The following is a 14,581-nucleotide window of genomic DNA, read 5'->3' on the forward strand; positions in this document are numbered from 1 at the left end:
GTATTTCATTAGCTTTACTTATGAATTACCAGGGGTGAGCGTAGAAGACAGGTGAGCGAGCGCATAATTTCAGACCTCATATTACCCCAGCGACGACTTTTGCAAGAGGTCTAATAAAGCTGTTGCTAAGTGTGTTAAAGAAGCAGTGATGTAAAGTTGGGATACTCCGGCATCCAAATTCTTCACGCTGAGCCTCGAAACCAGGAAACTGGCTCCCATTGGTAGATAGGCGCTTTCCCAAGGCGCGATCGCTACGTCGAGAGTTGATCTAAATTCAAAAACGCGATCGCTCTGAGTAACAATTTGGATAATTTACGACTTTCCTCGCCAGCAACTACACTGTAGATTTTGAGGGTCAGACGTAAATACCTGCAACAGAGGTGAGCCATGTATGTATTGATTGGTGGAGCAGGACTGGTCGGGCTGGACTTAGCCCAACAATTAGTAGAATTAGGACACACGATTGCCGTCATCGATACCGATCCCACCGCCTGCCGGTATGCTCGCGAACAAGTCGGAGCGATGGCTTTTGAAGGCAGTGCCGTCAGTACGCAAGTGCTAATAGAGGCTGGAATTCGCAAGGCAGATGCGGTTGTTGCTGCCCTCCGCGATGATGCTTTAAATCTGGCAATGGTGACACTTGCCAAGCACTATGGGGTTTCCCATATTGTGACTCGGATGCGCCAAGGTGATTTTGCCGAACCTTATCGGATTGCCGGAGCGCATCATGTCATCAGTACGGTTGACCTAGCCGTGACCACAATGGTGAATGCGATCGAATATCCCCAAGTGGAATCGATGATGCACTTTGAGCAGGGTCAGGTAGAAGTCTTCAAACTCAAAGTTCCACCGGAGTCTGACATTGCGGGACATACCGTGTCACAAGTCGCTCAGGATTCTCGATTTCCCAGTGGTTCTTTAATTATTGGCTATCAATCCCATTCCCACACCGATCTCGTCATTCCAAATGGAAAGACCGTGTTAGAGGCGGGAGCAACCGTGCTAGTTGTTACGAAATCGGAAAAGTTACATCAAGTGATTGATTTCTTAGGATTGTGTTCTAGTCATCTTCCAAACTTAGAAGTTGCTCGTTAATGGTTTTGATGCGTTCTTGCACCACTTCTTCTGAGAGAATTCGTCTGCGGAGGGCGTCATTGAGTACCTGCTTTTCTGCCAATAGTAATTGCCGACGAATCGTGTCTAATTTTAGGCGATCGCTACTTTCATCAGCAGAGTCTTCGGGACGCTGATTATATATCTCCCGCAAGGTTCTTTCAGAAGCTGCCACCCGCACCTGATAAGCGGCTCGCATCTCTTCGTAGATTGATTTTGGTAAAACTCCCGATTTCAGGAGACTCTCCAATTCATCCTGCGCTGCTTTGGCAGTCATCAATTGAGCTTGCAATTCTTCGATCTGCTGCCGTGATTCGGAATGGCGATCGAGCTTTAACCGTCGTACAAACCCCGGTAAACTTACTCCCTGTCCTACTAACGACAGCAGCACAATCCCTAAGACAATCACAACCAGCTTATCTCGTCCTGGCAAATTAGCCGGTAAGCTTAACGCCAAGGCAGTGGAAAGCGAGCCTTTAATATTGCCCAAAAAGAGAACGTGCCGCCATTTCACCGGAATGGGTTTGTCAAAAAAACGCACTAAGTCCAAGAGTGGATAAACGGTGAGCGCCCTCCCGACTTGGTAGGCAATCAGTGCGAGAAGAACGGCTGGAAGCGTCTGCCAAAGGGTGATGAGATTAATCTCTAAGCCGATGAGTAAGAAAATAAAGGTATTAACACCAAACCCGGCAAATTCCCAGAAGCTAAACAAGGTGACTTGAGTGGAAGCAGAGGTGCTGCGAGAAACCCCCAGGTTGCCCACAATCAGTCCTGCTACCACAACCGCAACCACACCGGATACGTGGAAAAATTCGCCTAATTGGAAGGCTCCCAGCGCTACGGCAACCGTGAGTAGAATCACGCTGAGGGGATCGTCTGCTTGGCTAAATAAACCAATACTGAGATAGCCCAAGGCTAAGCCAACTAAGATTCCGCCGACAATTACGAACAAAAATGCTTGTACGACATCGAGGGGCGTTAATGAGCCGGTTGAATTTGCAGTCAAGATTAGGCTAAATAAAACCAGCGCCACATCATCGTTGACTAAGCTTTCACCTTCTACGAGCGTAACCAGTCGGTGGGGAACAGATACTTCCTTGAAAACCGCAATGACTAAAGCGGTGTCTGTAATTGACAAAATAACCCCAACCAGCAAGGCGGGAACCCAATCTAAGCCGAGTTCTAGTTTCAGCAAGACTGAGGTGATGGCAGCGCAGAAGGGAAATCCCACTCCTGCTAATAAGGCAATGGGTTTAAATGTGCTGCGTAGACGACTGACGTCGGTATTAATTGCCGATTCAAACAGTAGAATCGGCAAAAAAAGATTAAAAATCAGAGAGGAATCGAGACGGATGCGACCTGGCAAAAGCTCTGTAATCGCTAACCCTGCCAATACTAACCCTGTAATGTAGGGAATCCGAAATCGTCGAGATAGTAAGGCAACTCCTGTGGCAACCAACAACAAGACGATCAGAAAAATCACTAATTCAGCAACATTTCCCTGATTCTCGCTGCCTGTGACCGTTGGGACTGCCATGAGCGATCGCTCGCTTAGCCACTGCATAGCGCGTACTCACAAGTGATGAACGATACACCAAGGGTCAGGTTCTACAAAACTGCCCTTAGTATCTTAAAGGATGAGCTACGATGCTTTTGTTCTGAGTTAGCAGTCGTCACCTTTAAAGGTACGGCTTTCGCGGGCTTTGGCTGCGGTTGATGCTTCCAGAGATTTTCGCCTGCGATCGCAGGCTTGGTTGGTTTAGCCCCTGGCAGAAGCTTGTGGGTTTATATGACAGGTTTGGGAATCCGATGAAAAAACTCTTAGTTACAGGTGCCAGTGGTTTTTTAGGATGGCATCTTTGCCAGCTAGCACAACCAGAATGGGACGTTTATGGAACTTATTTTTCTCATTCTCTAGAGATTCCTGGCGTAAATTTGCTGAAAATTGAGTTAAAAGATTATCAGGAACTCAAGCATCTGTTCCAAGAGATTCAGCCAGATGGAGTGATTCATACCGCCGCGCGATCGCAACCTAATTTTTGCCAACAATATCCTGATGAATCCTACCCGATTAATGTTACTACATCTTGTAATATTGCCGGACTTTGTGCGGATGCTTCGATTCCTTGCGTTTTCACTTCAACTGACTTAGTTTTCGATGGCTTAAACCCTCCCTATCGGGAAACAGATCCAGTGTCTCCTGTCAATGTTTATGGAGAGCAAAAAGTGATGGCGGAACAAGGGATGTTAGAACGTTATCCGATGACCGCTGTTTGCCGAATGCCTTTAATGTTTGGGATGGCAACGCCTACCGCTACAAGTTTTATGCAGCCATTTATCCAAATCTTGAGAGAGGGGAAAGAACTCAGTTTATTTATCGATGAATTCCGAACGCCAGTCAGCGGAAAAACGGCAGCAAAAGGGCTTTTATTGGCATTGGAGAAAGTAAACGGAATCCTTCATTTGGGCGGGAAAGAGCGGATATCGCGCTATGAGTTTGGACGCTTATTAGTGGAAGTTTTGCAACTTCCTGAAGCGGGGCTTAAATCTTGCCGACAAGAAGATGTGAAAATGGCTGCGCCAAGACCAGTGGATGTTTCTTTAGATAGTTCCAAGGCTTTTGAACTAGGATACTCGTCTTTATCTGTGCGGGAAGAGTTAGCGGCATTACGGGAGAAGGTTTGAGATTAATTGTTTTTTAAAAAGTTGTCATTTGGAACCTCACCCCCAGCCCCTCTCCGCCTGCGGAGAGGGGTATCGGAGGCAGGGAGGAATAAGTTTGAGGTGGCTTATGAAATGTACATACTGAGTATTAAAAATATTCACTAACGAGCCTGATATGCTTGCCAAAAATACAGCCCATTGGTGGCAAGAAACAGTGGCATTACTACCGAAAAAAAATCTACGCTCAATTCAGCAGAATGTCCCAAACTTACCTGGATAATCTGCCATTCTATAAATGCAAGTATCCACATAACTTCTGCCTTATTCCAGTCTAATAAATTAACGGCTAGCTGATATTGTTTGGCGACATTTTGCTCTGTAATTCCCCAAATATAATTAAAAGTATGGGGAAACTGACGCAGCACTGTAAACGCTACATAAACTAAAATAGATAAGCTGGGGAAAAGCCAGATTAATTGTTTGCTACCCGTAGCATTTGGTTTGCCTCCCATCTTAAAATGGATGGGAATACTGTTGGGTAGATTTGGCCAAGATTGTAGGGTAATTACAATGATGCAGAAAAGCCCTGCAACTGCGGCTATTTCTAACATCCAACTAATAGGCGATCGCGCTATTGTCAAAATCGGTCGTTGATTTGATGGATTCCTCGTCATAGGGTTAATTGCTAGGCGAGAACGGCATATATTTAACACACAGTTTATCTCTAAAGTCAATCGCTATAATTGGATAAAAATTAGTAAAGCCATCAATCTTAACATTGGCAGATAGAGGGTTGATGGGCTACAACCAAAAGGCAAGCATAGCCAACCTGTGACAGATGGTACTTGGATTTACAGCAGCAAAGATTGCAGAAATTGCCTTTGGCGGAATCATAGAGGGTGGCGCTGGTAAGTTGACGGAAATCGCCATTAAAAAGTTAAATCTGCTACGCCAGAAGATTTGGAATCAATTATGGGGTAATCCGGAGGCAGAAAGAGCCATTAAAGCCGTTGAGCAAGGCTCGAAGTCCGAATTAGTACAGGTTACTGAATTATTTGCAGGCTTGCATGGATAAAGAGCCAACCTTTGCCCAAGAGATTCAAGCACTTGCCAGGGAAATTAATGACAGCAACCTGGAAGACAACAGCAGTATGAATCAGAGTAACTACGACAGCAGTAAAGGCTATCAAGTCAAAGCTGATACAGTTGGGCATATTGGTGACGTTATCAATAACCCCTGACTGCTTGTAGTCAACCAGGGAACAAACCCTCCACCAGTTCAAAACTCACCTAATCTTGATGAAATGCGCCCCAGCTTGAATTGTTGGCAAGGGCGCACGGAGGAACGGCAGAAAATCGGAGAATGGATAGCGGATGGAAATATCCGGCTGATTGGCATTACGGGTTTGGGTGGCTTTGGTAAATCTACCCTGGCTGCGAAAATCTATGATGACGATAGCGCTGAGTTTGATAAAAAGTTCTGGGTAGATGTCAGTCGCCGCGTGACTTTTACTGAGTTGGCGCGGCGAGTTTTGCTGCGGTTGGGACTTTCCCCGCCAACTGTGGAGGCAATTCCAGAATTGTCGCTGGTAGATGCGTTGGTGAACCATCTGCGGGAGGGGCAGCATTTACTTGTCATTGACAACCTGGAAAGTCTGCTGCAACACGATGGGCAATGGTTGGATGCTATTTACCAGCAGTTTTTTCACGGTTGGCTGGGATGTGGCGGTAAGAGTGTGATTCTGGTGACAACGCGGGAACGCCCGGATTTGCCAGAGATTAACTTGAAATGGCTTCCTTTGCCGGGATTGTCCCCAGCAGAGGGGGCAAATTTGTTAACGGTTTTGGGGATTCTGGGGACTGAAGCAGAATTGCTAGAGTTTGCGAAAAAGGCAGAGGGACATCCCCTACTGCTGACGCTGGTTGCAGGTTTTTTGCGGGCAGAGGAGGAATCAGATCCGCAGATTAGCTACTTACAGAGGTATGGTTTGGCTGACGTAGCCCAGCTAGTGACTGACGAGAAGCTAAAAGGGTTGCATCGGGGCAAAATCGATATTTGGATGCGTCAGGTGTTAGATGCCAGCTTTACCCGACTCAGTGACAAGTTGCAAAGATTGCTACTAAATTTGAGTGTTTATCGGATTGCCTTTAATGGGGCGATGGCAGATGCCCAGTTACCAGGAGAAGAGGTATCGGAACGGGATTTAAGGCAGTTGGCTAGACGTTCGCTGTTGCAGGAGGAAAGGGACAAGAATAGGGGGCGATGGTTTCAGTTTCACCCGTTCATTTTGGCATATGTCAAGCAAAAGGCGGGCGATCTAACCGAGGCGCACCAAAAAGCGATTAACTACTATCTCTTAAATGTTAAACAAGGCGCTTGGCAGACGAAAGACGATATAGCAGAATACCTAGAAGTTTTTTATCACTGGTATGAACTTAAAGAGTATGCCTCAGCCTTCGACATCCTTCGCTTCTGCAACGATTTTCTAACTTTACGAGGTAACAACACTGTCCTAGTTGAACTGTACGGGCAGCTAGTTGAAGCATGGCAGCAAAATAACTCCGACAGTTGGGAAATTGCAGCTTCTTTTAATAATTTGGGAAATGCTTACAATTCCCTGGGAAAATACCCGCAAGCAATTGATTACTATCAGCAGTCCCTGGCAATCACACGGGAGATTGACGATCGCAATTGGGAGGCAACTTCTCTGAATAATTTGGGCAATACTTATGGTTATCTGAGACAACACCCACTAGCAATTGATTACCTTGAGCAGTCTCTGACAATATTCCGGGAGATTGGCAATCACAAGGGCGAAGCGAATTCTCTCAATAGTTTAGGCAGTGTTTCCAATTCTCTGGGGCAGTACCCACAAGCAATTGATTTCTATCAACAGTCCTTGGCAATAAAAGAGGAGATTGGCGATCTCAATGGGAAAGCTGCTTCTCTGAATAATTTGGGCAATACTTACGGTTGTCTGGGACAACACCCGCAAGCAATTGATTACCATCAGCAGTCTCTGGCAATATTCCGGGAGATTGGCGATCGCAAGGGTGAAGCGAATTCTCTCAATAGTTTGGGCAATGCTTCTGATTCTCTGGGGCAGTACCTACAAGCAATTGATTACCTTCAGCAGTCTCTGGCAATAAAACAGGAGATAAGCGATCGCAATGGGGAAGCGAATTCTCTCAATAGCTTGGGCAATGTTTACGGTTCTCTAGAACAATACCCAAAAGCAATTGATTACTATCAGCAGTCTCTGAAAATATTCTGGGAGATAGGCGATCGTAATGGAGTAGCTGCTTCTCTCGCTAATTTGGGTAATACTTCCAATTCTTTGGGACAATACCCACAAGCAATTGATTACTATCAGCAGTCTCTGGCAATAACACGGGAGATAGGCGATCGCAATGGGGAAGCGAATTCTTTATTTAATTTAGGATATGCCTTGGCAAAGCTAGGGCGAAAATTAGAAGCCATTGGTGCTTACCAAGATGCCCGCAATCTGTATCAAGCAATAGGGCTGGATGCAGATGTCCAAGATGCTGAGAATGCAATTCAAATCCTTTCCAAAAAAACTAAGATTTGGATGAATTTTCCAAAAGCTATAGTCAGCTTTGTATTGCGATGGGTTTATCGCCTATGGCGACTGCTACACACCTTTCTCAGGCAGCGATGAGTCAAGGACTATACCCCTTTTACGTCGTCTACGCCTATGTCGTTCAAAAAAGATGCGATCGCACTCATCACCAATCAACAAGTGCGATCGCGTTTTCTTTCAAACAAGACTAGCCTTGTGAATAAGCTTCCATCGGGAGACAAGCGCAAACAAAATTGCGATCGCCAAAAGCATTATCAATGCGTCCGACAGTAGGCCAGAACTTGTGTTCTCTCGTCCACGGCGCAGGATAAGCAGCTTGTTCGCGGGAATAGGGATGATTCCACTCGGAAGTCATTAACGCTTCTGCGGTGTGGGGTGCGTTCTTCAAGACATTATCTTGAGCGTCCATCTTACCCGATTCAATTTCCGCAATTTCCTGACGAATTGAGATCATGGCATCGCAGAAACGATCCAGTTCTTCCTTCGATTCGCTTTCTGTGGGTTCTACCATCACCGTACCTGCTACAGGCCAAGATACAGTCGGGGCGTGGAAACCATAGTCCATTAAGCGCTTGGCGATGTCATCCACTTCGATACCCGCAGACTTTTTAAGCGATCGCAAATCTAAAATACACTCGTGCGCCACCAAACCATTCTGCCCTTTGTACAAAACCGGATAGAAAGCTTCTAAGCGACGGGCGATGTAGTTGGCATTGAGAATCGCTACTTTTGTCGCTTCTGTTAAGCCTGCCGACCCCATCATGGCGATGTACATCCAAGAAATGGGGAGGATGCTGGCGCTCCCCCAAGGGGCGGCTGCAACGGCACCGATGCCTTGTTCGCCGCCAGTTGGGACAACCGAGTGCCCCGGTAAAAATGGCACAAGATGCGGCATTACCCCAATTGGCCCCATTCCTGGCCCACCGCCGCCGTGGGGGATACAGAAGGTTTTGTGCAAGTTTAAGTGACAAACATCTGCCCCAAAGTCTCCCGGACGGCACAAACCGACTTGGGCGTTCATATTCGCCCCGTCCATGTAAACTTGTCCGCCGTTGGCGTGGACAATATTGCAGATTTCTTTAATCGGTTCCTCAAAGACGCCGTGAGTGGAGGGATATGTCACCATCAAAGCGGCGAGTTCATTACGATGCTTCTCGGCTTTGGCTTTGAGATCGTCTACATCAATATTGCCTCGATCGTCGCAAGCGATCGCGACCACTTTCATCCCACACATGACCGCACTGGCAGGATTTGTCCCGTGGGCAGATTGGGGAATCAGACAGACATTCCGATGTTCTTCCCCGCGACTTTCGTGATACTGACGAATGACTAACAGTCCCGCATATTCGCCTTGAGATCCGGCATTGGGTTGCAGAGAAATGCCCGCAAATCCGGTGATTTCAGCTAACCACGCCTCAAGCTGCTGGAACAGAATTTGATAACCCCGCGTTTGCGAATGGGGGGCAAAAGGATGAATTTTGCCAAATTCCGCCCACGTTACCGGAATCATTTCCGCCGTCGCATTCAGCTTCATCGTGCATGAACCCAAGGGAATCATCGATGTTGTCAGCGACAAGTCTTTCGCCTGGAGACGGTGCAAGTAGCGCAACAACTCGGTTTCTGAGTGATAGCGGTTAAAGACGGGATGAGTTAAATAGCTGCTTTTACGGGCAAAAGGTTCCTCTTTTAGGGACGAGGTTACGCCCTTACCCAAATCTTCCACCGTAAAGGGCAACTCATGTGTCCCAGCGAAAATTTCAAATAGGTCTTGCAAGTCCTGTACGGTTGTGGTTTCGTCCAAACTGATTCCGACCGCATTTGCATCCAGAATCCGCAAGTTAATCTGACGAGCTTGGGCATCTGCGAGAATCTCTTCGAGAGTACGTTTGCCCAACTCTACCCGCAACGTATCAAAAAATTGCTCTGCACCGATGCTGTACCCCAGCCGCTTCAATCCTGACGCCAGAATTCCCGTTAGCTTATGAATATTCTGGGCAATTTTTTTCAGTCCCGCTGACCCGTGGTAAACGGCATACATACTCGCCATTACCGCTAGGAGAACTTGAGCGGTACAAATATTACTGGTCGCTTTGTCGCGCCGGATATGCTGTTCGCGGGTTTGCAAAGCTAAACGCAGCGCTGGCTTGCCGTTGGCATCCTTGGAGACTCCGACAATTCGCCCCGGCACCTGCCGCTTATACTCTTCCTTAGTGGCAAAGTAGGCTGCATGAGGTCCCCCGTATCCGAGGGGAATTCCAAAGCGCTGAGTGCTTCCTACCGCAATATCTGCCCCAAATTCTCCCGGTGGTGTCAGCAAAGTTAGGCTCAAGGGATCTGCTGCCACGGTGACTAAAGCACCCACGCCATGAGCTTTTTCGACAAAACCCCGATAATCGTAAATCGTGCCATCCGTGGCAGGATATTGCAGGATTGCCCCAAAGATTGCTTGCTCAAAATCAAAGCTCTGATGAGTGCCGACAATAATCTCAATGCCCAGCGGTCTCGCCCGTGTTTGCAATACTTCAATCGTTTGGGGATGGCAGGCACTAGAGACAAAAAAGGCGTTCGCCTTGGTTTTACAGAGGCTATAACTCATCGTCATCGCTTCTGCGGCTGCGGTTGCTTCATCGAGCAAGGAAGCATTGGCAATTTCCAGACCTGTCAAGTCAATAATCATTGTCTGGAAATTCAGCAGCGCTTCTAGTCGCCCTTGGGCAATTTCTGGCTGATAAGGGGTGTAGGCGGTGTACCAGCCGGGGTTTTCTAAAATATTCCGTTGAATGACTGGCGGGGTAATGCAGTCGGAATAACCCATGCCAATCAATGAGCGAAACACCTGATTTTTGGAAGCGATCGCTTTCAATCGACTTAGCGCTGCGTACTCACTCTGGGCTGGGGGAAGCTGGAGCGAATCTGTTTTCCCAGTTGCCCCATTCAGAGAACGCGATCGCCGGATTGCCTGCGGAATCGTTTGGTCGATTAAGGCATCTAGGGTCGAGATCCCCAATACCTCAAGCATTTGCTGGACTTCATCCGGGCTAGGGCCGATATGTCTCTGTACAAAAGAAATCGGCTCTCCCATTTCTTCTAGCAGATGCTGACGGCTAGACTCGGTATGAGGGATAGAAATTACCACAGGTTGCTCTCCAGACGCGACTATTTCATATTTTGCAATAATTTTTCGGGGTCAGGCGCTGTAGAAACACCGATTTGCCGCGTCTCGAAGATACTGCAATTTTAGATTTTAGATTTTGGAAGGAATTACCTATAGGACTTACGCAGAGATCCCCCTTGCATCCCCCTTGAAAAGGGGGACTTTTCCGGTTCCCCCTTTTTTAAGGGGGGTTAGGGGGGATCTAGGTTGCAAGCTTTCAGTGGGTAAGTCCCGATCTACTCTCCTTCTACCTGGGAGCGATACTCATCCGCCGATAACGCCTCATCCAGCTCATCCGGGTCGTTAATCCGAACTTTCAAAAACCATCCTTCGCCGTAGGGATCTTCAGATACGTGTTCCGGAGCTTCCACGATGGCAGTATTGCGTTCTATAACAGTCCCGCTGACCGGGGCATACATATCTTCAACGGCTTTCACCGATTCAATTGTCCCAAAACTCTCTCCCTTTGAGAGGGCGTCTCCGATTTCTGGCAAATCCAGAAATACAATATCGCCCAGCTGATCGATTGCAAAGGCGCTGATGCCAATAGTGGCAATTTCACCCTCCAGTCGCACATACTCGTGAGAATCCAGATATTTTAGGTCTTCAGGATATTCCAGAGCCATTGCACTTCCTTCCTCAAATACGCGCTCAAATAGCTTTAACCAGCCATTAAGTTTACAGCTTCAAACCGTAATATCAGAAACATTATGGATAAGAAAAAGCTTAAACGCCTGCTTTTCGGTGAATTTTCTGTTAAAAGACTTATGCGCTCTGCCATTTTCATCTACGCTTTTCTTTGCTTCTACGCCTATTTCTTTTCCGATAGGATGATTTTTGTGCCCCAGCCGTCCAGCTATCGGGACAGTAGCGAGATTCTCAAGCTAACCACAACGGATGGCGTGCAAATCTCGGCAGCTTATCTGCCCAATCCCAATGCCACTTACACAATTTTATATAGTCACGGTAACGCCGAAGACTTATTCGATGTGCTGTCGGTGCGTCAAGGTTTGCGGGACATGGGCTTTGCTGTCTTCGCCTACGATTATCGCGGTTATGGAACCAGTCAGGGAACGCCTACCGAGCGCAATTCTTATCGAGATATCGACGCGGCTTATACTTATCTGACTCAGCAACTAGGCGTGCCACCGAATCGAATTATTGCCTATGGGCGTTCGGTGGGAAGTGGGCCAGCGGTGGATTTGGCTTCTCGTCAACCGCTTGCGGGTTTAATTGCGGAAAGTGCTTTTGTTACAGCATTTCGAGTCCTGACGCGCATCCCGATTGTGCCGTTTGATAGGTTCCGCAATCTCGACAAGATTAAAAAGGTGCGTTGCCCAGTCTTGGTCATGCACGGGAGGCGGGATGAAGTGATTCCCTTTTGGCACGGGGAGCAACTTTTTGCGGCTGCTAACGAACCGAAGCGCTTTTTGTGGGTGGATGAAGCCGGTCACAATGACTTTGGCTGGGTTGCAGCACAGAAATCTGAGAAAGCTGTACGGGAGTTTGCCCAGTTGGTAGAGCAGTTTCAGCGCAATCTGCCCAGAGGCTGAAGCTTGGGGATAGGCATACTCCCCGCAGGCTTGACGGAAGGAGCGCTTGAAGCCGTACAGATAACCTGAATTACTGACTCCCCGCCAAGTCGGCAACCACGCCCTCTAATCCAGCCACCACCCGCGCCAAGCGGTCGTAATCAATTTTATCGGGGGTATCTTGTGAAGTGTGATAGTTGGGGTAACGGGAGGGTGCGGTGTCTGTGACGATGATACCGGGATAACCTTGCTGCCAGAAAGACCATTGATCCGACCAGCCGACGCCGGGAATGCTTTCTGGGAGGGCGGCTCCCTCGGAGGGGAATTTGGCATGACGACGGAAAGATGCGATCGCTTTCCTTAACAAATCAGCAGAGGTTGGGTTGCTCACAAAGGCAATAAAGTTACCCTGCGAGGGATAAAACAGGCTTAAGGGAAATGGGTATTTCTGGGTTCCTGGCTTGTCGGAGTAGTAGCCGATTGTTTCCAAACTGAGCATGGCGACAATATTTTCACCGGCGTTGCGGCATCGTTTGGCATAAACGACGCTTCCCATCTCCGGCGTCTGGAAAAATGGCGGTTCTTCATTCACAAACTCAACGAAGCGCAGAGTTCGGGAGGTCTTTTTTCCCGCAAAGGCACGCGCCAACTCTAGGACGGCTGCGGCACCCGTGCCGTTATCATTGGCACCGGGACTTCCAAATACAGAGTCATAGTGACCCCCAATCACCACAATCTCGTCGGCTCGATTTGTCCCGGCAATCTCGGCTTCTAGGTTGTAGTAGGTATTCTCAGCAATTTTGTATCCTTGCCGTTGAACTTTGTAGCCAGCACTGCTCAACGATGCTTCCAAGAAATCAGCCGCCGCCGCCAGATTCTTATAGTTTGAGAAGTTGTGTTCTCCCAGTTCACCGGCAATCTTTTCCACATCCTGTCGGAGGGCATCTCGCAGCGTTTCCTCCTGGGGAGTCAGCGGCGGCAATGCAGCTTGGTAACTGACTCCGGGCATCCAAATCGCGCTAAACCACGCCCAAGCGATCGCAATGCCCAGAAGAATGCCAATGATGGCGAGTCCGATCAATGCTGCCCGATTCACCAGCCACCTTCTCCATCCACCTCGGTTCGCCATAAATTTACTTGCTAGGAAGACGGCTGGGGGAGCGATAAAAAGGTTTTTTAACCACAACGGCTGGATAAGCTTTGCCCCGGATTTCTACCTCCAATTCCTGACCTATCTGAGCCAGATTCGGAGGAACATAGGCGAGGGCGATGGGTTGTCCTACCGTTGGTGCTAAGGTGCCGCTGGTGACAACGCCGATGGCTTCACCTTTGGATAGCACCGGGTAGCCATGACGCGCAATAAAACGCCCCTGCATTTGCAGCCCTACCAAGCGTCGTTCTACGCCATTTGCCTTCTGCTTTTCTAAAACTGGACGCCCGATAAAATCGCCTTTCGTATCCAGATGAACCAGCCAACCCAATCCAGCTTCTAAAGGGGTGGTGCTTTCGTCCATATCTTGCCCGTAGAGGCCCATTGCCGCTTCCAGGCGCAGGGTGTCTCTGGCACCGAGTCCGCAGGGTACGACGCCAGCAGTGAAGAGACTGCGCCACAAGTCTACTCCCACTTCTGGGTCTACCATGACTTCAAATCCATCCTCTCCGGTGTACCCAGTCCGGGCGATGAAAGCTGGCTCATTCAAGACGGTTGCTTCCAAATGTCCAAATGCCTTAATCGGCGTCAGGTCTTCCTTGACAAATTCCTGAAGATATGCGACCGCTTGTGGCCCCTGAACGGCAATCAAAACTTTTGCCAGGGAAAGATCCTCGAAATCAACTTGAGAAGATTCCAGTTGGGCAAACAGCCATGCTTTGTCTCTGGATCGAGTGGCGGCGTTGACAATCATCGCTCCTCGCTGCTCGCCGTCTGCATCTTCGCCCTGATAATAGAAGATAATGTCGTCTAAAATGCCGCCTTGAGAATTCAGCAGGACGGTGTACTGAGATTCACCAGCTTTCAAGCGGCCCAAATCTGAGGGAACGAGAGGCTGTAAGTACGAAATCAGCTGTTTCCCTTTGAAGGTAAATTTCCCCATGTGGGAGATGTCGAACATTCCCGCTGTGGTGCGGACTGCCAAGTGTTCTTGTCCGATTCCGGTGTATTGTACGGGCATTTCCCATCCGGAAAAGGCAGTCAATCGGGCTTTTTGTTCTAGGGCAAGTTCATATAGGGGAGTACGGGCAAGCGCAATAGCCGTCTCTGGATGCAATTCATCTGACTTAGCCACAGATAGTCATTCCGTCGCAGGTGGATATCTTTTATCCTACGGGATGCTTCTTACTTGAGCAGTATAAAACGGCAGGTAGCGATCGCGAAGCGCTGACTTGTCAGTTCGCACTCTCTTGATGTGTCGGATGCGATCGCGAAGCGCTGACTTGTCAGTTCGCACTTTCACTCAGTACCTCTAATTTTTGTAGCTTGGCGATTGGAAATCGCAGCTACACAGACGAAACCCGCC

The 14,581-nt window shown here is 48.3% G+C and carries 13 protein-coding genes; 6 read left to right on the top strand and 7 right to left on the bottom strand.

Features of this window, described 5'->3' with window-relative positions; all coding sequences use genetic code 11:
* Positions 1 to 387: 387 nt before the first annotated feature.
* A complete protein-coding gene (locus NC996_RS21780; protein ID WP_190682749.1) occupies positions 388 to 1,095 on the top strand; it encodes a TrkA family potassium uptake protein in 708 nt (235 codons plus the stop codon).
* Here the strand turns inward: NC996_RS21780 and NC996_RS21785 are convergent.
* The gene (locus NC996_RS21785; protein WP_347277155.1) at positions 1,061 to 2,650 is read right to left on the bottom strand and encodes a Na+/H+ antiporter; all 1,590 of its coding nucleotides are present in this window, start codon (positions 2,648 to 2,650) and stop codon (positions 1,061 to 1,063) included. The genes NC996_RS21780 and NC996_RS21785 overlap by 35 nt on opposite strands.
* 272 nt (positions 2,651 to 2,922) lie before the next feature.
* Here NC996_RS21785 and NC996_RS21790 point away from each other — a divergent pair, with 272 nt between their 5' ends.
* Positions 2,923 to 3,798 carry an NAD(P)-dependent oxidoreductase gene (locus NC996_RS21790; protein WP_190682831.1) on the top strand — a complete coding sequence of 292 codons (876 nt, stop codon included), beginning with the start codon at positions 2,923 to 2,925 and terminating at the stop codon, positions 3,796 to 3,798.
* A 140-nt stretch (positions 3,799 to 3,938) separates the two neighbouring features.
* Here NC996_RS21790 and NC996_RS21795 read toward each other — a convergent pair whose 3' ends face one another.
* Positions 3,939 to 4,451, bottom strand: coding sequence for a DUF1648 domain-containing protein (locus tag NC996_RS21795; protein WP_190682752.1), 513 nt, complete (start codon positions 4,449 to 4,451; stop codon positions 3,939 to 3,941).
* 164 nt (positions 4,452 to 4,615) lie between these two features.
* On the opposite strand from NC996_RS21795, the gene NC996_RS21800 reads away from it, so the two are divergent.
* The 3 genes from NC996_RS21800 (at position 4,616) to NC996_RS21810 (ending at position 7,457) form a co-directional block, all read left to right on the top strand.
* Positions 4,616 to 4,852 carry a hypothetical protein gene (locus NC996_RS21800; protein ID WP_190682755.1) on the top strand — a complete coding sequence of 79 codons (237 nt, stop codon included), beginning with the start codon at positions 4,616 to 4,618 and terminating at the stop codon, positions 4,850 to 4,852.
* Entirely contained in the window at positions 4,845 to 5,018 is a 174-nt protein-coding gene (locus NC996_RS21805; RefSeq protein WP_190682758.1) for a hypothetical protein, read from the top strand. Before NC996_RS21800 ends, NC996_RS21805 begins: the two co-directional genes overlap by 8 nt.
* 75 nt (positions 5,019 to 5,093) lie before the next feature.
* Entirely contained in the window at positions 5,094 to 7,457 is a 2,364-nt protein-coding gene (locus NC996_RS21810) for a tetratricopeptide repeat protein (protein WP_190682761.1), read from the top strand.
* A 109-nt stretch (positions 7,458 to 7,566) separates the two neighbouring features.
* On the opposite strand, the gene gcvP is transcribed toward NC996_RS21810, so the two are convergent.
* Together gcvP and gcvH are read right to left on the bottom strand one after the other, a co-directional pair.
* Entirely contained in the window at positions 7,567 to 10,515 is a 2,949-nt protein-coding gene (gene gcvP, locus NC996_RS21815; protein ID WP_190682764.1) for an aminomethyl-transferring glycine dehydrogenase, read from the bottom strand.
* Positions 10,516 to 10,769: 254 nt separating this feature from the next.
* Positions 10,770 to 11,159, bottom strand: a complete 390-nt coding sequence (gene gcvH, locus NC996_RS21820) for a glycine cleavage system protein GcvH (protein WP_190682768.1) — start codon at positions 11,157 to 11,159, stop codon at positions 10,770 to 10,772.
* 84 nt (positions 11,160 to 11,243) lie between these two features.
* On the opposite strand from gcvH, the gene NC996_RS21825 reads away from it, so the two are divergent.
* Entirely contained in the window at positions 11,244 to 12,086 is an 843-nt protein-coding gene (locus tag NC996_RS21825; protein WP_190682772.1) for an alpha/beta hydrolase, read from the top strand.
* A gap of 70 nt (positions 12,087 to 12,156) precedes the next feature.
* Here the strand turns inward: NC996_RS21825 and NC996_RS21830 are convergent, their stop codons facing one another.
* Genes NC996_RS21830 through NC996_RS21840 form a run of 3 tightly spaced genes read right to left on the bottom strand, consistent with a single transcriptional unit; the run spans position 12,157 to position 14,518 of the window.
* Positions 12,157 to 13,194 (bottom strand): M28 family peptidase, encoded by a 1,038-nt coding sequence (locus NC996_RS21830; RefSeq protein WP_190682775.1) that lies wholly within the window; start codon positions 13,192 to 13,194, stop codon positions 12,157 to 12,159.
* A gap of 4 nt (positions 13,195 to 13,198) precedes the next feature.
* Positions 13,199 to 14,350 carry a glycine cleavage system aminomethyltransferase GcvT gene (gcvT, locus tag NC996_RS21835; protein WP_190682778.1) on the bottom strand — a complete coding sequence of 384 codons (1,152 nt, stop codon included), beginning with the start codon at positions 14,348 to 14,350 and terminating at the stop codon, positions 13,199 to 13,201.
* Between the two features lie 36 nt (positions 14,351 to 14,386).
* Positions 14,387 to 14,518, bottom strand: coding sequence for a hypothetical protein (locus tag NC996_RS21840; RefSeq protein WP_277879720.1), 132 nt, complete (start codon positions 14,516 to 14,518; stop codon positions 14,387 to 14,389).
* Positions 14,519 to 14,581 lie beyond the last annotated feature (63 nt).

The organism is Trichocoleus sp. ST-U2, assembly GCF_039961875.1.
Classification (GTDB): domain Bacteria; phylum Cyanobacteriota; class Cyanobacteriia; order Cyanobacteriales; family FACHB-T130; genus FACHB-T130.